This window comes from Paenibacillus sp. N119s, from assembly GCF_059447605.1.
Genome location: NZ_JCAJRU010000082.1, coordinates 1 through 18,904 on the forward strand (window position 1 = coordinate 1; position 18,904 = coordinate 18,904).

The following is an 18,904-nucleotide window of genomic DNA, read 5'->3' on the forward strand; positions in this document are numbered from 1 at the left end:
ATCGGTTAAAGCCCATCAACACAGTGCTGGTGCTAAAAAAACGCAGAAGGGCACGAAGTAAATCAGCACATCGGTCTAAGTCGTGGTGGAAAGACAACTAAACTTCATACTATAGTCGATGGATTAGGAAATCCCCTTGCTTTTCTTCTGACGGGTGGCCAAGTCTATGATTCCGTTCCAGCGATCGAATTACTTCAGGAATTTGATATTACGGGAAGCCATATTCTGGGCGACAAAGCCTATGGCTCAGAAACGATTCGGAATTGGATTACGACCAAACAGGCATCCTATATCATTCCGCCTAAAGCAAATAGTCGAAATCCATGGAAAGTGGATTGGTATTTGTACAAAGAACGCCACTTAGTGGAGTGCTTTTTCAATAAAATCAAACATTTTCGCCGTGTAGCTACCCGTTACGACAAGCTAGCAAAGTCATTCTTGTCGTTTGTATACGTAGCCGCTATTTTCAAATTGACTCAGTAATGAGTTTTCAGACACGTCCTAGTAACTTTCGATATTTCTCATCATTGATGTCACCATTTTTAATTATGAAAGAAACGTTATAAAATATTCTGTTGTTCCGTTAATTGCTGAAATAAACATATTAGTAAATATATATTAAGACTTGCTTAGTGACGGAAGCCTTACCGTCTATCAGTGTTGAAACTTTCTTATCAATAGCTATCAGTTCACCACGGTCTTTATCGAGGAAAATCATTTCGCGAAACGATCTAAGCATCAACGTTCGTTTGTCTTCGAGAATCCCCTTATTTTCTAAGTATTTGGTTATTTTCCTGACAACCCGCATCCGTCACGATATTCTTCGTATTAGTCGCCCTTTTTTGGGGATAAACCTATGACTTTGACTTCCCCATTTTTATCTATAATATCCTGCATTGCAAGAAGCATCCCTAATACATAAACTCACACGATGGCCAACCGGAATATTATAACTTTCCAGAAAACAAGAAAACATTCGATAGCTTTTAGGCAAACTACTCTCTCTGTCCTCCTCACATATAAAATTTACTAACCCTCTAATTAATAGTTACTTTTCCTTCCTAACTCCCTTAACAGGAGTGTTATCAGACATTTCAGCTTCTAGGAAGCTTCCGTTATTTGCATCCCTTTTAACCCATGGGTCATTTTTAGGATTGTAAGTTTGGGATCTATCTCTTTCAGCTTGCCAGTGTTTTTCACCACACTAGTCCAATCTCTTCCGATTAAATATTATCAATTATATGTACCTATTCATATCTATTAATAACATTTAGCGACGGCACCGAAAAAAAAGGGACTAACCAACGTAAAAGTCAGTATCGTCGCTATTTTTTTGAATATGAATAAAAGATAAAATTGAACCTTGAACTAAGAATTAATATCAAAAAATTAATTTACATACTAAAAAAAGGATTTACAACGAAGGTTAATTGATGTAATGTAATATTAAACATACAAATTTCCCATATTTTAGTTGTTAATTTCTGCATGTTTGGAAGTCTTTGAGGTGAATCCTTCTTGGTAAATGCATTTTTTGCTATTGTAAGCATAATAATATGTTCCGTCAGGTTCATCTTTGAAAATTACATTAGTATGGAACCCCCAACCCTTTGCCCAGTTGTAGTAGCTCTTTATTTCTTTTATATCTTCATTTTTATAACCTTGATCTTTGACTAGGTATTGCTGGGTATCATTTTTGATTTTGTCTAATGAGTGGTTGATAGAAATACCACCTATTATGATTAACACTACAATTGTTGCAAAAAGTATACCTATTTTTTTTTTCATATAAAAATCCTCCAATAATAATAAGTAAGGTGTGAACAGCAATGAAAGAATACCTTCAAACAAACGACAAATTAACCTTCCTTGGGCACAGTATTTATTTTTGTTCATGCGGATCGTACATCCAAAAAAATAATAAGAAAATCTTTCTCAGTACTACGGAGAATCTGTTATTATCATTTTTCTGTGAAAACCCCAACAAGAAAGTATACGTACAAGATTTAGTTGAACTATTAAGCATGACAAAGCCAAATATCGCATTTACTGAACAAAATGTGTATGTCTATATTAGCAGGTTAAGAAAAAAGTTAGAAGATATCCCATCACAGCCTTGCCTACTTTTAAATTTACGGCCTGGATACTTACTAAGCATATAATATACCAGTATATCATTAATCTAACAAAAAGGTTAGATTAATGATATTAACTACTCCTTGATTTTGATATTTAATATTATGTAAAGCTAGTTATAAAATCACATGGAAGTTTGCAGACAAGATGATGTCCATCAAAAGTATCGCCCTTATCTTTCAGCGGGAAGAGCTTTTCCTGTTATTATCGATGGTAAAACTCTATTGAGCATATTTGTGATTCTCTAACGCAGCTTTATACATTCAAGGAGGTATAAGTATGTTGAAAAAATTTTTTAATTTATCAGCTTTAGTTATGATCTTGAGTTTGGTATTATCCACGAATGTGTTTGCAGCAGCAAGCTATCCGAATTCCTCAACTGCTGTTAAAGCAGGGGATATATTAGTTACAAGCGATACGTCTTCAAATGGATTAACAGGGCATGCAGGAATTGTTGTCAATTCTACATACTTAGTAGAAATCAAAGGAGCAGGATACCACCCACAAAAAACAGCGATTTCCTCCTTCTTTAACAGCCACAGAAACAAGGTTAGAGTTGTTCGTTACAACAATGCTACAGCCGCTCAAAAAGCAGCTAACTGGGCTAATAAATACCAAGCAAATTATTCAAATGTAAGTTATGATTTTGATGATCTCTATCAATATAACAAATCGACGTATTGCTCAAAAATCGTTTGGGATGCATATCATTTTGGAGCAAATGTAAATTTTTCAACAGCAAGATTGAATCTAGGCAATGTAACTGTTCCCTATTGGATCCAAGTTGCTACTCCATATGGCTTATTAAATGAGGGTTCTTTGGTTTTAGCACAAGATTCAAACTGGTAATTTTGTAGTTAAAACATGTCTTAAAAAAAAGGTCGGCATTATGTCGACCTTTTTTCGTGTAATTTAGTTATCATATAAATAATTTAATATAAATCATATTTTAAGTTATATATTCGCCATGGACTTAAAAGAAAATAGATATTATTACTTTTAGAGAATCCCTGTTATTGGTAAAGACTTATTTTCTTTTAGAAGGTTAAGTCGTATGCATCATAGAGATCCAGCAAGACATCGAGACACTGCAATACTCCCCGCTCCCCCCTTCACTCAGCTTCGCAACTCCCTCCATGTCCAGGATGACCTGTATTTTTCCCTCCGGCCTACAGCCCATCTTCATCTGGAAGTAGGGGGGTAACCTTCATGATCTCAAAGTCTCATTGGCCTTGGAAGAAAAGACGGCGGACTTTTCGGTAGTTGCCCTGAATACGTCGAGTTGCATGCCTCGACAACACCCAAACTTATAAAATTGCTGTCATGAACACCAACGACTACATCATCATCTATCCTGTTCACACAAGTGAGAATTCACCATAAGAAGGCTGAACAAGGCTAAAAGAATAAACAGAAGTTTAAAGGCAATGAGGAAAACATATACTGAACAAGTTAAAAGAAGCCATTGAATCAACGAGGACGTTGTAAATAATTCTGAATCGTACGGAAACACTTGGATCATGGCGCTAGTGATTAGGCCGTTCATCCACAATCAAAAATAGTTCCTACCCGCTTGTTTGGAAGAGCATGAAGTGCTCCCTTCCGAACAGGCCTTTTTTTTGCGTGCGATCTTAGGACAACCGATCAGAGTGGGACAAGCAGATACGTGGACGGTACGAATCTGTTTGTGACGATAGACCACGATACTGAAATTATAGATAATGTAAAATAGGATGAAGCACTGTCAAACAGTCCTATATTTCACTGTGGCGAAATTACGGATGTCTTAAGTTGTGTGAATGAGTTAGCTGATCCCTGTTATATCGCGCTAGGAAATCCATTCCCTACACAGGAGTAAGGCATTCTGTTCATGCAGCTTGCATAAGAAGATAATCCTTTTACCCTGTAAACAGATTCATCCCATCAAAAAGCGACAGTATCGACGAATATGTCATTCTAAGCACTGTCGCTTTTTCTCGATAGACTTAACATTACTGAAAGTCGGCGAGTATTTAATTTTTGTATATTAATTTAATCAACACACCCACAATAGTCCATACGATAGCAATAGTTGCTTTCATTTTAAAGGAGTTACTCATCTTCCCCGTCTTATTCACTTTATTGGAGATCCAGATAAACACTGTTGCAAACAAATATCCTATCATTAAATCAATTATTATATAGATTACTGGTAATAAAATGGACACTAGTCCGCTTCACCCTTTCAAATTAATTCTAGGTACGTTTACAAAATTATTAGATAGAGTACTAGGACCATAACTCATCTTTTTCAAGACAAAGTCTATCTGACGTTTACTATCCTCTACCTCAATGATAGTAAGCCATTTTTGAAAAATGTTAAATTCTTTTAATTGTAGTAGTGCTCTTAAATCCAACACCCCCACTACACATCTAGTCTTTCTGATTTTCTCTCTAGGGTAAATGTATAAGTAGCGAGGGGAATCTCTGGTTCATCAGAGATATACCAATGGAAATTTACATCTGTTGTGGTATGGATATCAGATAGCTGAACTAATACCTGAACGGACCCGCTCTGCTCAGGGTAAAAAGTATTCGTTATATTAATCGGTTTAAAATCTGAAGTCGTATCTTCACAGACTGTGATAGATTCTATATTCATATTCAGCCACCTACCTTTTATATAAATAAATCAAAAAACCAATACCTCAATAAGCCAGTATTGGTTTTTTAATTCATCTTTAATTAGTTGCCTTTACCCCAAATAGCCACACCGATACCATAACGAATACCGCCCGTGATTGCTCCACCAGCGGCACCAATTGTCCCTCCTAAAATAGCTCCAGGAACTGCTCCTACACCACCAGCAGCTGCGCCAGCAATACCTCCAGTTACTGCTCCTCTTGCTGCGCCAGTTACAGTGGTAACCACGAATATGCCATACTACGCCGAAATCAGCGCCTCCACTATTCTCATTCACAGATAGGAAGCACCACGTTAACATTAGTCTTCACAGAAAAGAAAAACGCGCCCTCGTAGCTCTTATTCAAGAGCAGACTCATCCCCTGTATATCCTTTGAAAGAATGGAGGCATATTTCACGCGATCTCGATATAACCCCCTGCTTTTTAAAATACTTGGTTGGACATTCGAGGGCTTACAACGGAAAAACCTTCCCACTTTAAAACAGACCCTTAATCCAGCTCCTGTCCATCATTTTCAATTTGAATATGACCACAATACAGACACTGATGGGTACAGTTTTGTGTCAAGGCGGGCTGTCCTTCGATCTTCACATCACTTTTCCCGTTCAACCACGGCATGGTCAGGACTGGAACACACGGAGCTTTCTTCACGCCATAGATGTCCACCATCTCACTGGCCTGCACGGCCGGATTTAAAGGACTGGAGCAATTCCCAAAAGACTGAATGTTCACTCCTGGAACGTAATCTCCAATATTCATTTGTGCTTTGTTTTTTACGTAGACGCCATGGCTAAAAGGTCTTTTTAAACGGGTAGGTTGTGTGCCATAACTACAACTCAAGATCGCTCCTGCCACGACATAGCTTTTTTTTGCACCCGTTCCCGGTTTCACCTGGGCTTCTTCCATTTACTCCATCCTCCTTAGTGCTTCCATCTCGACTCTTTGCACTCGAATGCCTGTAAAAGATCGGCGCAGCAGGCTCTCCGCCACAGCCAAATGGATATAGATATGAGGTTCGATCAGTCCCTCAATCCGAAAAACAGGGGGCTCTATCTCCCCCTGTCTCAGTATCAGACGTTTCAACGCACCATTGGGGTACCATTCCGTTTGTGCGGACAAACAATCCACCAGCGGCGGACGAAGCACCCAGTATACCTCCTGTCTAGCCTGCTGGAAATCGGTTAGGATAGCCGCCTTCCATTTCAGTTCTGGCATATATTTCTCCAATAATACTTTCATCCGATCAGACACCAGTGGTAGAGGAAATTCCAGAAAATCCGGGTACACTGTTCGTGGGTCGGTATGTACAGCCAAAAAAAGCGGATCATCCTGCTGTTGCTTTCCCTCAGCTTCTGTCAGGATTTCTTCTACTTGCAAAGGAGACAGCGCAGCAGGCTCCACCCGATGTTTTACCCGCTCGTCTATCATCAATTGAAAATATCTCAATGCAGCCACTCCCTTTTGCTACCAACATCCCTCACCTGCGTAGACCACTCCAAACCAATAGCTCCTCTACGCTGTTCATCGGTAAAAATAACTCCTTGTACATTGGCACCTGTAAAATCAGCTCCAATCAAACAAGCCCCTTTAAAGGATGCACCTGTCACATCTGCCCCAACAAAGCAGGCATCGGTTAGATCTGCCCCGTCCAAGGACGCTTTTTGTAGTAACGCTTCTTGAAAAATGGCCCCTCGCAACTGTGCATCATGAAAACGGGCTCCTTGCAAGCTCGCACCTGTGAAATTTACACCAGCAAAACCCAATGGCTCCCAATCCAATGAAGCATCTGATCCATATCCAGCGTTACCCATAACGACATCCAATATGGCCCCTTTCATCGAGCATCCGCTAAAATTGGCTCCATGAAGTAAACTGTATGTCAAATCAATTCCATTTAACTCACTTCCCTGCCACACCGTTCCTACCAGAACACAGCTATGTAGACGGCTATGCTCCATCCTGATTTGGCGAAAAGCTGTATAACGAAAATCCAACAGGCTATAATCCCCATCCGACAAATGAACTTGAGTCAACGCCTGATAGCTGTACGCATGTTCCTCTTTTTCCTCCAACCACGACCGAATCTCATTCGCCTCTATGGCTCTGCGATCTTCTCGATATACCGATACACTATGATCCAAATATTCCCCGACACGAATCTCGAATGTCTCTTCTCGCTCCAGCTCTTGAAATTCCGATAAGTACACCGCCTGTTTCATTGCCGAGCGCACCACATTCACAACGAGCGCATGAATGTGTACCGCTGCTTCCAACATCATCTGCTCCCATTCAAGCTCTGATAGAGAAACTTGCTGCTTCTCTACCTCCCTTCGCAATTGCTGCTGCAAATCGGTCCAGTAGGAATATCCCCAGCTTGTGTTCCATTCAAAACGGATCGGCTGCACATCAAGCATCCATAAAGCATCGGAAACCTCTACAAGATAAGCAGGCCGTTCTTCCAACCACGTAGTACGCAGCATAGAGTACGTGATATAACCGATCCTTCCTTTTCTTCCCTGAAGCTGCTCTTGCCGAATGTGCTGGCAATATCCCCGAAACTCTTCGATACAGGCTTGAATCCGTTGCTCCTGCGCCACCTTGAACTTCAGTGCCCAGTCTCTGCGGATGAGAAACCACGACTGATTCAAAATGGCCTGCCATTGCGGTTCTAACTCATCATCCATAAGCTTCTCCATTTGTATTCAACCACCACCTAAAGCTCTTCATATATTCATATCTTCAGGCTGACGCCACCCACCCGCTGCCCAATAGCCTAATTAATTCGACTTCACTTCACTGCCCTTCATGTCTGCTGATCCACTCAATTGAATATGACTGCCATTGCAATCCATACGCAGCTCGCTGCCTGCGGACAAATTCATCGTTTTCCCTGCCGACAGGCTCAGATTACCCCCCGCCGAGATACTTACCTGTTTATTGCTCACAATATGAATGCCTTCCTTGTCGTCCAGCTTGATAAAAATAGCGCCATCTTTCCCCGTCACGACCAGTTCATCCGGTCCCAAACGAATTTCTTTTCCATGAGGTGTTCGCCATATTTTCATCTGCGGATTGGAAAGCTTGTTATGCCCGCTTCCTCTGTCTGCACGTCGGACTGCACTGCCTGCTATACCATCTTCTTCACGGCTGCCCGGAAAATAGAGTGAAACCGGATCCCCTTTTTCCGGCATCACATACCAACCTGTATGCCCTCCGCCGCTATACACCGTCGAATAATTGAACCAATGCGCTTGATCGACCACCTGCTTCTCGTCGCAATCCAGATGGATACGCACCTGATCCTGACGCACGTCCACGACTACTCCGCCTAATGAAGCACCCGCCAGCTTTTCCTGATAGTAGCTTTTCTGCCGTAAGCCTTTGTACGAGGCAAGCACATATTGATGCCGCAACAGCCCCTGTCTCATTTCCGTATAAACCTCAATGACATACAAACTGTGTTCCTGAAAAGTCAACTGAGCGCCCAAATCCAGCACCTCGTCTGTCTCCACCTCATAAAAAATAAAATCATTTTCGTTCACCTTTGCCTGCTCATTTTCCTGAAAGTAGCGGAAAGGCAGCATCTGCTTGCGTACCGTATAACGGGTATGATCCAGCACGGCCTGTGCAGGACTGTCCTCAATGCCAAAATAAAATTTGGGACTGTCAAAACGCGACACAGGCATCAGGCTCGTATGGTAGCGGGAAGCCATGCGTCTTAAAAAGGCCCAATCCGTCTCCTGATACTGGATGGCAATCCGTCCAATAGGCTCTCCACCGGTCGCTCCATCAATCACATCCAATCCCTCATAATCCTTACCAATCTGCTCCAGCATCTGAGGAATTGTCATTTTGGTATATTGAAAAGAACGGGTGCGTTGCTGGATATCCATCCGATAAGTATGAGAAATGGCCTCTACCTCCAGATAGTACACATCCCGCACAACCTTCACTTCGACCGATAGCGCAATCCCGCTGAATAGAGGCTTATTTTCACCCAATTCATTTTGCTGGCTTACCTCAATAATCGTGTTCTTTTCCGTCGTTTCCACATAGCTGTCCTGCATGTCTTCCGGGATGATCCCTGTAAAATAGAGACGAGTATGCTCGTTGATTTTCTTCGTGAGGGTAAGCTGCTCCAGCTCAACCAACTCGTAGGGATGAATTAGGATATTGTCGTAGCCCAGACTCATAGCGAATCCGCTCCTCTCTCAAGCGTAGGATGTAAAAGCAAAGAAACTGCATGAAGCGATTGTACTGTGTTTTCCGCTACAGGCAGCCATACCTCCATGTCCGATTCCATACAGTTAAAGGTTCCCATCATCACCTGTCCTGCATGGGTGAACAGCAAGATTTCGTTGTACAAATTTGTATCCACGCCTGCTGCAACAAAACGGATCACCCCAATGGACAGACCGGAATGATTTACGATCACTTGAGTGCCCAACCAGTTACGGATCGGTTGTACAGCTCGCAAAGTGTCCGCCATTTGCTCCACAAACTCAAGAAGCTCCTCGTTCGGCAAAGTGGATTCTGTCCGATTAAAAGTGATATTCACCGTTCCATCTTCCGAGGTGTAAATAACCTCTGGACGATACTCCGAAGGATACTTAAATTTGGCCTGCTCCAATGGCATCAAACTAAAAGATTTCGGCACGCTTACCTGGATTTGTCCGTCCAAAATAACCCTCAATTCGAGCGTAATGAGCTCATCACCTAACCGCAACGCCTGATTTCCCCCGAAAACGGATTGATCTTGATCGGATATAGCAGTTTGGGAAAGGATCGTATTTTCGTTATTAGATGCAACATCATAATTAAGCTTATTTTTAAGACTTAAAATGTGCTCGTCCATATAGTTCATAGGGTTAGTCCCTTCTTCGTAAAAAAGATAAGTATTAATTCAAAATATAAAAGCAAAAGGGCATATTTAACAATAACCCATCTTATGTATGTATCGGCCAGAATCGAGATTTTGTTTACAGAAAGAACCATAGCATGCGTTATTTTCAATGTATATTTCTGAAATTAATATGGAGAAGGGGATGATAGGAATGTACTATGGATCGGATTGAATCCTTCCTTGCTCAGAATGAAAGCAGGTATCATGACTTGGAAAGGCTGTCTCTATAATAAAAATGATTTTATCAATTGGTTTGGATAATGGGGGTTTGTGAGGTTAAATTTACACTTAGTCCGCAATCGAACCCGATAAAAAGCAAAAACCCGCTCAATGAGTGGGTTTTTTAAATGGAGGCGAACCGTGGCTCAGCAAATCCACAATCCGTCGTCGAGTAATGTTGAGATTGTTTGGTGAGGTGGCATAATTATTTACGAAATTGAATTCAACAAATTAAGTGCATCCGAGCATAAAGCTTGAGCATTATTGTAAAATAAAAATAATGTGTTTATCTTGCTCATAAGCCCAATTGAACTATTTATGTACTCTTTTCCGTCCTGTGTCTCTTTAAGTTTTTCCTGATTTAGAACCACGAAATTGGTTGGGCATATCCTAAAATTACTGACGAAACAAAGCGAATCATCGACACATTCTTGATTAACTGGGATGTGTCTCCAATCGCTAGAAAAACGGTTGGATTCATTGAAGAGATGCCGATCGAGGTGGATCAACTGGGAGGTAAAAACACATATCATTAAGTGGATTTGTCCTAGCTGCGAGGACGCCTGTTCGATCATTAAAACAGGTGCGAATCATTTTCGAAGACTGTAAGGAACCCTTTATTGATGAGCCGGCTTAGGAAAAAAAGACGTTGAAAAGTTATAGATAAATAGAGAATTAAATGGTAATATATACCTTTACAAATTCACATAATAGGAATAAAATCACTGTATTAACAGCTAGTACCCATCAAGCAACGTCGGATAAGTTTGGTGAGCATCAGCTCAATTTAATAATAAGGAGCCTTAAGCATGAAAAAGAAAATCGGATTTGTTTTAGCTTCAATGGTCGTTGGTATGTCTTTGATTTCAGAAACATCAAATGCATATGGATTAAATGGAATTATTGCTGGCAAGTTTTCCGTAGAAGAAAAGCCGAACTATACTTTTCTTCTCACTTCTGCTGCCTTAAAAAAGGATGGAGGTATAGTTGCAACGGGTCGAGCGAGTAATAATAATGGTAATTGGTACAATTCTTACGATGAAAATGGCCGAGTGTTTTGGTCTTCTAAGTCTGAAGGTTTGATTGACCCAGGCACTACAATCGTCTTACCAGATGGAAGTACGCTTTCTGCATCAGAATATGGTAAATGGGAAATCAAAGATGAGTCAGGAAGTACAGTTCAGACTGGGAAATGGGATATGGGGGGGGGGGTATATAAAATTAAGCAGCTAAAAAATGGGAAAATACTTTTTGCAGGCTCACGAGGAGCTTACCAAATTTTTGAGAATGACATGACTCCTTTTCGAAGTGGGTTTTGGAGTGCAAACGGACCTATTTATGATGCCGAAGAAATGGATAATGGCAATATATTGTTAGTCGGGTCACTCGGTAATTGGTCTGTAATCAATAATGAAGGTAAAGGTTTGAAGTCAGGAAGGTATAAAACTTCACACATAACAAGCGTTGCCCGATTGTCTGACGGTAATTTAATTGCCGTAACTAGTCCTGGTTCATATATTTTGTTCAACCAAGAAGGGACAATCATTGGGGATGGATTGGTATCAGGAAAAAAAGTCGTCAGCACTCTTCTATCCGTAACATCTTTTCCAGGTAATCATGCAGTAGTCAGAGATGGCAGCAAAGTCCACATATTAAAAATTGAAAATAATACTGCTGAGAATGTTTATACTGGAAAAACAATTGTTGTTAAGGGCGAAGGTAATGATAAAACTACAGTTAAAATTTCTGATAATAAAATTTTCTTTGGTGGAAAAAATGGGATATTCCAAATAATGGAGGTTGATTTGACTCCTTAACTATCATAAATATAATTTCTCTAAAAAGAAGAAAGAGGACTCCTCTTTCCAGGCTGTCGAGAAAGTCTCGACAGCTTTTTTTATGTTAATTTTATTTAAGACGACACTGCGTTAATGTTGCATAATATAGGTAACTATGTAGAACGGACGGTGTTGATATGCTGCGACCTCATCGAGACAAACAACAATCTTTTGAATTGGTTTCTCTGGAAGAACTGGTACCGCAAGATCATCTGCTTCGTAAAGTGGATAAATATAATAGACTTCTCCTTTATTCATGAGAAGGTAGGCCCGCTGTATTGTGCGGACAACGGGCGTCCTGCCATTGATCCTACCGTGTTGTTTAAAATGATCTTTCTCGGTTATTTCCATGGCATTCGCTCAGAACGGCAACTCGAGCGTGAAATTCAGACGAACCTGGCCTATCGCTGGTTCTTGGGGCTGGGCTTAGCGGATAAAGTTCCAGATCATACGACGATTAGTAAATGAAGAATAAAAAAATTCAAGTATGTTCTTGACGCAGAAGTTATTCAAGTAAGTTCTTGTCCAATATTCAAGCAAGTTCATGTCGCTACACGAATATGAAGGGTGCGTATAAGCTTGCTGATCATATGGACGTGGAGTTGGAGTTGAAAATGGCCGGGTTGAGTCGCGGACAGGAGGCGCGTGTGCTACTGATTTTATGTCTGGCACGCGAGGTTCTCCACTCATGATCCTGGATGAAGCGTTCGCAGGTATTGATGTCCTCTCCAGAGAGGCGATTGTGGCCGGGATTATTGATTATTTGGAGGGTCGGCAGCAATCTATACTCATTAGCACGCATGATATTCAGGAAGTGGAAGGCTTGTTTGACTATACTCAATATCCCTTTCAATCTAAAAAACAACGGTACCCACGAAAGCATCATTCAACGCGAGGTCGTCGGTACCGTTTAATCTTGATTTAATACTACTTAGAAAATTTTAATTAGAAAAATACTTACAGTTTCGAAATATAGAAATCTGCACTCTTCTTTCTGATCTTCTTGGGAAAGTTCAATAAACCAATCTTCAAGCTTATCTTCTTCTTTAAAAATTCTCGATCTCCAAAAGTTCAATCCTAGTTCTGGAAATGAATACATCCAACCCACCTCTGGATCATTTTCATCATAAGGTGATTTCTCATTAACCATCTTAACTAGATTTTCAGCTTTAGTGTTAAACACATCAGTGCCATCAAACAAGCAATTGAACTCTTCCTTTAGATGCGAAGCAATTTCGATGAAGTTCCACAGTTCCAGCAAATGATTGTTGATAGTGAATAAGGATTATTTGATGTGCTCATTGTTCATAAGTTGGATCGTTTCAGCCGGGACAAATACGACAGTGCTAAATACAAACGCAAACTGAAGTTGAACGGTATTAAACTGTACAGCGTCACCGAAAACCTAGATGGCTCTCCCGAAAGTGTCATTCTGGATTCTTTGCTGGAAGGTATGGCTGAGTACTATTCCAAAAACTTGGCCCGTGAGGTCATGAAGGGGATGAAAGAAACAGCATACCAATGTAAACATACAGGCGGCTTACCTCCCATCGGCTATGCTGTAGATCCTGTAACAAAAAAGTACATCATTAATGAAGAGGAACGCGGCATCGTCGAAACTGTTTTTTCTATGTTCCTCGCTGGTCACGGCTATAATCAGATCATTCGAGAACTGACGGAGCAAGGCTACACATCACGTTATGGAAAACCGATCAGCAAGGGAACCCTAGGTACCATTCTTCGCAATGAAAAGTATACAGGCACTTACATTTTCAACCTCACCGGCAGCAAGGATGCGGCTGGTAAACGAAACGGCAATCGGCATAAAAATAGTGAAGATGTGATTCGTGTCGAAGGTGGTATGCCACAGCTTGTAACCAAGGAAGATTTTCAAAAGGCACAGGAAAAGATGAATCAAAACAAGCGCCAACCTGGCGCTTACAAGGCAAAAGAAATGTACCTGCTTAGCGGACTCATTGTTTGCGGGGAATGTTTGAAAAACGTAGGCATTCAGTATGCCATGATGGGCAATACCAAATACAGTGGTAGAAGCAAACTGAAATATGTTACCTACCGTTGCGGCAACCGTGACCGAACAAAGGCATGCAAGAATCCCGAATTACGCCGGGAGTACATTGAAGCCTATGTACTAGCCCAACTCCAAGAGAAGATTTTTAACGATAAAGCTATCCCTCTTCTGGCTAAACAGCTTAATGAGTACCAAAAGTCCAAAGAAACTCATGTGAAAGCCGATCAACAACGCCTGAACAAGAGTCTGGAAGGTGTAGAGCGCCAGATCGATAACATTGTAAATGCGGTGGCTGGCGGTCTGAACAATCCTACCATTCTTGAAAAGTTGTCCTCACTGGAACAGCAAAAGATTGAGCTAGAAACGAAACTGCTTGAGGCTCAGCAGGTAAAAGAAAAAGCAGCGATCACAGAGCATACTCTGCGACAACTGCTTTCTGACTCTCAGGACCACATCACCAGCCGGAACCTTCCTGAGATCAAGAAGTTCATCGGCAGCTATGTAGAAAAGGTGATCGTCTACAAGGAACACGTAGAAGTCATCTTTAAGCTACAAGTTGTGGATTTGATCGATGGAGGCGAGGGGAGTCGAACCCCTGTCCGAAGATAACGACACATAAGCTTCTACGGGTGTAGTCACAGTTTTGATGTCACCCGAGTATCGCCCCGTAACCGGCTATACGTTGGGTCAGCCTGATTGTCTTCTTCAGCACACCCCAGGCGGAGATGTGGCAGCGTATCCCACTATAGGTTAGCCCCTACATCCGGCACATGGGCGATGCAGGAGAGGAGCACGCTCACAGGTTATTAAGCTGCGAAAGCGTAGTTGTTTTGTTGTTTGCCGTTTAATAGGCTTTAGCGTTGATGAAGTGGACGCGTCCCCACTACCCGCTACCCATGCTCGAACTATCCCCGTCGAATCCATAAACGCCCCCTTATTATAAAAGGGCTCCACGGATAAATCCGGAAATACCGGAGCATAAGTGCATATATCAAAAGCTGAATCCTAAGATTCAACACACACTCGGATCAAGTTAAATCCAAGATCTTTAAAAACTTACTACTACGTTAGTATAACATATTACATGTCATAACGAAACGGATTGAAGCCATTAAGGCTCGATAAAATAGCACCATTACAGGAACAAGTAACTTATCCACGTAATTTGTACCATCCTAATCAGCAGACAGCTTATCTTGCAATTTTTTGCTTCTCGCGTAGAGCACGCTGGATATCACGCTGGGCATCACGTTTGGCAGCTGTTTCTCGCTTATCATACTGCTTTTTACCTCTACCCAGTCCAAGCAACAGTTTGGCATAGCCGTTGCGAACATAAATCTTGAGCGGCACGATGGTGTAGCCTTCCTGTTTGGACAGACCAATAAGCTTACGAATCTGCTCCTTGTGCAGCAGCAGCTTACGCGTACGCGTCGGATCGGTCGGATTATTACGATTACCTTGTTCAAAAGGGCTGATATGCATATTGTGAATATGAATTTCGCCATTACGGATCGTAGCAAAAGCATCGCTTATATTAGAGCGACCATTTCTCAGAGACTTAATCTCCGTTCCCGTTAACACCATGCCCGCCTCGTAGGTGTCCTCAATAAAATAGTCATGGGAAGCTTTTTTGTTCTGGGCGAGCACTTTCCCGTCTGCCTTCTTACCCATGAATACCACTCCTTATACATAACTTAATTCAATCTAGAAATCCAGCTACAAAGAGCTACCCTAGAAATATATTGTAACAAATTTCAGATGGTAAAAGCAAGAAAGGTCAAGGCTGCTACATTTCTAATTACCCCAATAGCACACTAAAATCAAGCGGCTTCTATCCATTACTACAGACAGAAACCGCTCATATACCTAAGCCTCATTTAGCATGATCTACTGCTCTTGAGAAGCGCTAGTCTCCTAAAAAGTAAGTTGGTTCAACCTACTTTTTCTTTTTCCGTACAAACCCAGCGGTGCTATTCCCGCCGTTACCGCCCTTTTTTTTCCGCTTGCGACGTGCTGCGCCTTCACCGCTTGATCTGGCAGCATTACCTGGGGTAGCTGCATCTCCAATGAATATCCCGCTGGCAGACGTCTTTTTCCGTCGCTTGCTTGTGCCCGTTACTGGCGAATTGTACCCGCCCTTGCCACTACCAAAGCCGAAGCTGCCTGTCGAGCCTGTTCCGACGCCGTTTCCATCACCACGACCTGTGCGACCTGCGATGCTGATACCTCCGTTGCCGCCCTCTTTGGGCTTCCCAGCCGCCTCACGACCGCCTTTACGCTCTCTACCAGCCTTCTCCTTACCGCCCTTGCGGTCACGTCCTTCTCGTCCTCTGCCTTTACCACGGCCCTCGCCACGCGCAAAATCTCCGCGCTGTCCAGGGCCGCCCGTCCGTTCACGGCGTTGTCGCTGCTTCATATCGACAAGTTCAAAGTCAATCGTGTAGTCATCCATATTTACGCGCCCGACACGAACCTTGACCTCATCCCCAATGCGGAATACCTTGGAGGTGCGTTCGCCGATCAAGGCCATGTGCTGCTCATCAAAATGGTAAAAGTCGTCCGTAAGCGCACTCAGACGCGTCAGACCCTCGACTGTGTTGTCAAGCTCAATGAACATCCCAAAGCTGGTTACACTGCTGATAATTCCTTCGAATTCCTCGCCGACCTTATCCAGCATATATTCAGCCTTTTTCATCTGCTCTGTATCACGTTCTGCGTCCACAGCCACACGTTCACGCTCGGAAGACTGCTGTGCAATATCAGGCATACGTGCAGTCAAATATTCCTGTCTCTCGGCTGTTAAAGCCCCACCATTCTCCAATACCTCACGAATGACACGGTGAATCACCAAATCTGGGTAACGACGAATCGGCGATGTAAAATGGGAGTAATACTCCGCAGCCAGTCCAAAATGTCCTGTAGACTCCGCATCATACTTAGCCTGCTTCATCGAACGCAGCATCATCGTGCTAAGCACCGTCTGCTCCTTCGTGCCCTGAATATCTTCCAGTAACGTTTGCAGTGCACGCGGATGAATGGAATTTCCCCGACCTTTGATATGATGACCAAAATTAGCTGCGAAAGCCATAAAGTTTTGCAGCTTCTCTGGATCAGGATCCTCATGAATCCGGTACAAGAACGGTACCTTGAGCCAGTGAAAATGTTCGGCTACCGTTTCATTGGCCGCGAGCATAAACTCTTCGATAATTTGTTCGGCTATCGTACGATCCCTTTTCACAATATCGACAGCTTTACCTTCATCATCTACAATCACTTTTGCCTCATCAAAGTCAAAATCAACCGCACCACGGCGCATCCGATTTGCACGCAGCTTCAATGCTAATTCCTTCATTGTGTGAAACACATCAACCAGGTCCTTGTACCGTTCCATCAGTTCTGCATCTTCCTCTTCGAGGATTTTGCGAACGTTAGTATAGGTCATCCGTTCCTTCGTTTTAATCACACTGGTGAAAATATCATGTTTTACGACCTTCATATGCTCATTGAATTCCATCTCACAGGATAAAGTCAGTCGATCCACCTGAGGATTCAATGAACAAATTCCGTTTGAAAGTCGATGAGGAAGCATCGGAATGACACGGTCAACCAGATACACGCTACAGCCGCGGTTATATGCCTCCTGATCCAGCTTGGAGTTCTCACGCACATAATACCCTACATCGGCAATATGAACGCCCAGACGGTAGTTCCCGTTCGGCAAGCGCTCTACATTAACCGCATCATCGAGGTCTTTGGCATCCTCACCGTCAATGGTAACAATGATTTTATCGCGCAAATCACGGCGTCCCTGACGTATAATCTCTTCTTCCGTAATCGCATCAGGAGCCTGATCCGCTTCTGCCATCACTTCATCCGGAAAAGCTTCCGGGAGCTGATGCTTGCGAATAACGGACAAGATGTCAACGCCCGGATCATCCTTATGGCCCAGCACCTCCAGCACTTCGCCTTCCGCCGCTGCCCGTCCTTCTGGATAGCTTACAATGCGCACAACGACTTTCTGCCCGTTTACGGCTCCATTGAAGCTGTCCTTAGGAATAAAAATGTCCCGGTTAATACGTTTATCATCGGGCAAAACAAAACCGTATGCTTCGTGGCTCTGAAACACACCGACGACCTGAAGCACTGCGCGCTTCACGATCCGCACAACTTCGCCTTCTAAACGGCCACCCGCAGGTCCCTTTGATGTCACTCTTACCAGTACCGTATCTCCATTCATTGCACTCTTTAAGTCGTTAGCATGAATGTATACATCCGGGTGCTCCCGGTCCTCTGGAATCAAAAAGGCAAAGCCCTTGGCATGAGCCTGCAAGCGCCCTCGCTGCAAATCCATCCGTTCTGGAACACCATAACGGTTTGTGCGGGTCAGCAGAATTTTCCCGTCTTCCTCCAATGCGTTCAAGAGCTTAAGGAATTCGCGAAACTCTTCTGCATCCTTAATGTCAAAATGCTGTTCCAACTCCTGGTATGTCATAGGCTTGTATGCGGTCTCGCGCATAAAATCAAGTAGTTGTTGCTCTGTTATCATAATTTTGTCCACCTCGGGTGACCTTTAATTTTCAGTAATAAATCCGCATGTTCCTTGTTCCTAATACAAGGCTCTTAATATACTCATACCCTAGTATACACGAATTTAATCGAAGGCATCCCTGCCTGTACAAAATCCAAAAAAGCCCCCGTTTCCCGTGAAACGAAGGCTTAAGGTTTGTATTTATCTTATTTTGCGAAAAATGCAACCAAAACGGCAACGATCATAAAACATGCACCTAAAACGGCAGTAATGCGTTGTAAGATCAAATCCATACCGCGAGCTTTTGTCTTGCCGAACAGATGCTCAGCACCGCCAGAGATGGCACCGGACAAACCTGCGCTTTTCCCCTTTTGCAGTAACACAACTGCAATAACAGCAATCGAGAATACAACGAGCAGCACTTTCAAAAAGATTTCCATGAAAAATCCACCTCCTGAGCTTATACATCTGTTTTGCAAAACAACACAGCCTCTTTTATGAAAACACGCACTTATCATGCTATAAATAGCCGGAAATTAACGCAAAACACTATTTTCATTCTACCACA

Annotated in this window: 17 protein-coding genes, 1 other RNA gene and 2 pseudogenes; 8 read left to right on the forward strand and 12 right to left on the reverse strand. The window is 42.6% G+C overall.

Going from position 1 to position 18,904, the window contains the following annotated elements; translation table 11 throughout:
• Window positions 1-57: 57 nt before the first annotated feature.
• Window positions 58-483: pseudogene (locus AC5V8P_RS11620) on the forward strand (IS5 family transposase); the annotation flags it as partial.
• A 987-nt stretch (window positions 484-1,470) separates the two neighbouring features.
• On the opposite strand, the gene AC5V8P_RS11625 reads toward AC5V8P_RS11620, so the two are convergent.
• A complete protein-coding gene (locus tag AC5V8P_RS11625; RefSeq protein ID WP_064797342.1) occupies window positions 1,471-1,788 on the reverse strand; it encodes a DUF3139 domain-containing protein in 318 nt (105 codons plus the stop codon).
• Window positions 1,789-1,829: 41 nt separating this feature from the next.
• Between AC5V8P_RS11625 and AC5V8P_RS11630 the strand changes: the two genes are divergently transcribed.
• Both AC5V8P_RS11630 and AC5V8P_RS11635 read left to right on the forward strand, forming a co-directional pair.
• Entirely contained in the window at window positions 1,830-2,162 is a 333-nt protein-coding gene (locus tag AC5V8P_RS11630) for a winged helix-turn-helix domain-containing protein (RefSeq protein ID WP_064797343.1), read from the forward strand.
• 253 nt (window positions 2,163-2,415) lie between these two features.
• Window positions 2,416-2,985: a YiiX/YebB-like N1pC/P60 family cysteine hydrolase gene (locus AC5V8P_RS11635; protein WP_064797344.1), complete on the forward strand. Its 570-nt coding sequence runs from the start codon at window positions 2,416-2,418 to the stop codon at window positions 2,983-2,985.
• Window positions 2,986-4,860: 1,875 nt separating this feature from the next.
• Here the strand turns inward: AC5V8P_RS11635 and AC5V8P_RS11640 are convergent.
• From AC5V8P_RS11640 to AC5V8P_RS11665, 6 genes are all read right to left on the reverse strand, one after another.
• The gene (locus AC5V8P_RS11640; protein WP_064797346.1) at window positions 4,861-5,046 is read right to left on the reverse strand and encodes a hypothetical protein; all 186 of its coding nucleotides are present in this window, start codon (window positions 5,044-5,046) and stop codon (window positions 4,861-4,863) included.
• Window positions 5,047-5,308: 262 nt separating this feature from the next.
• Window positions 5,309-5,725, reverse strand: coding sequence for a DUF4280 domain-containing protein (locus AC5V8P_RS11645; protein ID WP_025677132.1), 417 nt, complete (start codon window positions 5,723-5,725; stop codon window positions 5,309-5,311).
• Complete coding sequence (locus tag AC5V8P_RS11650) at window positions 5,726-6,247, reverse strand: hypothetical protein (RefSeq protein ID WP_064797369.1); 522 nt, start codon at window positions 6,245-6,247, stop codon at window positions 5,726-5,728.
• Between the two features lie 14 nt (window positions 6,248-6,261).
• Window positions 6,262-7,515: a pentapeptide repeat-containing protein gene (locus AC5V8P_RS11655; protein WP_064797347.1), complete on the reverse strand. Its 1,254-nt coding sequence runs from the start codon at window positions 7,513-7,515 to the stop codon at window positions 6,262-6,264.
• An 81-nt stretch (window positions 7,516-7,596) separates the two neighbouring features.
• Window positions 7,597-9,012, reverse strand: coding sequence for a contractile injection system protein, VgrG/Pvc8 family (locus AC5V8P_RS11660; protein ID WP_064797348.1), 1,416 nt, complete (start codon window positions 9,010-9,012; stop codon window positions 7,597-7,599).
• Window positions 9,009-9,683 (reverse strand): hypothetical protein, encoded by a 675-nt coding sequence (locus tag AC5V8P_RS11665; RefSeq protein WP_064797349.1) that lies wholly within the window; start codon window positions 9,681-9,683, stop codon window positions 9,009-9,011. Before AC5V8P_RS11665 ends, AC5V8P_RS11660 begins: the two co-directional genes overlap by 4 nt.
• A gap of 1,067 nt (window positions 9,684-10,750) precedes the next feature.
• Between AC5V8P_RS11665 and AC5V8P_RS11670 the strand changes: the two genes are divergently transcribed.
• The 4 genes and pseudogenes from AC5V8P_RS11670 to AC5V8P_RS11685 all read left to right on the forward strand — a co-directional run bounded on the left by AC5V8P_RS11670 (window position 10,751) and on the right by AC5V8P_RS11685 (window position 12,704).
• Window positions 10,751-11,758 carry a hypothetical protein gene (locus tag AC5V8P_RS11670; RefSeq protein ID WP_064797350.1) on the forward strand — a complete coding sequence of 336 codons (1,008 nt, stop codon included), beginning with the start codon at window positions 10,751-10,753 and terminating at the stop codon, window positions 11,756-11,758.
• 158 nt (window positions 11,759-11,916) lie between these two features.
• A pseudogene (locus AC5V8P_RS11675) lies at window positions 11,917-12,244 on the forward strand (transposase); the annotation flags it as partial.
• 95 nt (window positions 12,245-12,339) lie between these two features.
• Window positions 12,340-12,471: a hypothetical protein gene (locus AC5V8P_RS11680; protein WP_269203289.1), complete on the forward strand. Its 132-nt coding sequence runs from the start codon at window positions 12,340-12,342 to the stop codon at window positions 12,469-12,471.
• Window positions 12,441-12,704, forward strand: a complete 264-nt coding sequence (locus AC5V8P_RS11685; RefSeq protein ID WP_495473641.1) for a hypothetical protein — start codon at window positions 12,441-12,443, stop codon at window positions 12,702-12,704. The genes AC5V8P_RS11680 and AC5V8P_RS11685 overlap by 31 nt, the downstream gene beginning before the upstream one ends.
• Window positions 12,705-12,710: 6 nt before the next feature.
• Here the strand turns inward: AC5V8P_RS11685 and AC5V8P_RS11690 are convergent, their stop codons facing one another.
• A complete protein-coding gene (locus tag AC5V8P_RS11690) occupies window positions 12,711-12,980 on the reverse strand; it encodes a hypothetical protein (protein ID WP_064797352.1) in 270 nt (89 codons plus the stop codon).
• Between the two features lie 93 nt (window positions 12,981-13,073).
• Here AC5V8P_RS11690 and AC5V8P_RS11695 point away from each other — a divergent pair, with 93 nt between their 5' ends.
• Entirely contained in the window at window positions 13,074-14,417 is a 1,344-nt protein-coding gene (locus AC5V8P_RS11695; protein ID WP_269203290.1) for a recombinase family protein, read from the forward strand.
• Here the strand turns inward: AC5V8P_RS11695 and ssrA are convergent.
• The 4 genes from ssrA to secG all read right to left on the reverse strand — a co-directional run bounded on the left by ssrA (window position 14,378) and on the right by secG (window position 18,776).
• Window positions 14,378-14,742, reverse strand: a transfer-messenger RNA (tmRNA) gene (gene ssrA / locus AC5V8P_RS11700). The genes AC5V8P_RS11695 and ssrA overlap by 40 nt on opposite strands.
• Before the next feature lie 257 nt (window positions 14,743-14,999).
• Window positions 15,000-15,479 (reverse strand): SsrA-binding protein SmpB, encoded by a 480-nt coding sequence (smpB, locus tag AC5V8P_RS11705; protein WP_007428162.1) that lies wholly within the window; start codon window positions 15,477-15,479, stop codon window positions 15,000-15,002.
• Window positions 15,480-15,744: 265 nt separating this feature from the next.
• Window positions 15,745-18,354 carry a ribonuclease R gene (gene rnr, locus AC5V8P_RS11710; RefSeq protein WP_064797353.1) on the reverse strand — a complete coding sequence of 870 codons (2,610 nt, stop codon included), beginning with the start codon at window positions 18,352-18,354 and terminating at the stop codon, window positions 15,745-15,747.
• A gap of 188 nt (window positions 18,355-18,542) precedes the next feature.
• Window positions 18,543-18,776, reverse strand: coding sequence for a preprotein translocase subunit SecG (gene secG / locus AC5V8P_RS11715; protein ID WP_064797354.1), 234 nt, complete (start codon window positions 18,774-18,776; stop codon window positions 18,543-18,545).
• Window positions 18,777-18,904: the final 128 nt, after the last annotated feature.

Excerpts from the sequence above, each read along its gene's own strand:
- AC5V8P_RS11625 (WP_064797342.1), bottom strand. The coding sequence starts at position 1,788 with ATGAAAAAAAAAATAGGTATACTTTTTGCAACAATTGTAGTGTTAATC.
- AC5V8P_RS11630 (WP_064797343.1), top strand. The coding sequence starts at position 1,830 with ATGAAAGAATACCTTCAAACAAACGACAAATTAACCTTCCTTGGGCAC.
- AC5V8P_RS11635 (WP_064797344.1), top strand. The coding sequence starts at position 2,416 with ATGTTGAAAAAATTTTTTAATTTATCAGCTTTAGTTATGATCTTGAGT.
- AC5V8P_RS11645 (WP_025677132.1), bottom strand. The coding sequence starts at position 5,725 with ATGGAAGAAGCCCAGGTGAAACCGGGAACGGGTGCAAAAAAAAGCTAT.
- AC5V8P_RS11650 (WP_064797369.1), bottom strand. The coding sequence starts at position 6,247 with ATGATAGACGAGCGGGTAAAACATCGGGTGGAGCCTGCTGCGCTGTCT.
- AC5V8P_RS11655 (WP_064797347.1), bottom strand. The coding sequence starts at position 7,515 with ATGGAGAAGCTTATGGATGATGAGTTAGAACCGCAATGGCAGGCCATT.
- AC5V8P_RS11660 (WP_064797348.1), bottom strand. The coding sequence starts at position 9,012 with ATGAGTCTGGGCTACGACAATATCCTAATTCATCCCTACGAGTTGGTT.
- AC5V8P_RS11665 (WP_064797349.1), bottom strand. The coding sequence starts at position 9,683 with ATGAACTATATGGACGAGCACATTTTAAGTCTTAAAAATAAGCTTAAT.
- AC5V8P_RS11670 (WP_064797350.1), top strand. The coding sequence starts at position 10,751 with ATGAAAAAGAAAATCGGATTTGTTTTAGCTTCAATGGTCGTTGGTATG.
- AC5V8P_RS11680 (WP_269203289.1), top strand. The coding sequence starts at position 12,340 with ATGAAGGGTGCGTATAAGCTTGCTGATCATATGGACGTGGAGTTGGAG.
- AC5V8P_RS11685 (WP_495473641.1), top strand. The coding sequence starts at position 12,441 with ATGTCTGGCACGCGAGGTTCTCCACTCATGATCCTGGATGAAGCGTTC.
- smpB (WP_007428162.1), bottom strand. The coding sequence starts at position 15,479 with ATGGGTAAGAAGGCAGACGGGAAAGTGCTCGCCCAGAACAAAAAAGCT.
- rnr (WP_064797353.1), bottom strand. The coding sequence starts at position 18,354 with ATGATAACAGAGCAACAACTACTTGATTTTATGCGCGAGACCGCATAC.
- secG (WP_064797354.1), bottom strand. The coding sequence starts at position 18,776 with ATGGAAATCTTTTTGAAAGTGCTGCTCGTTGTATTCTCGATTGCTGTT.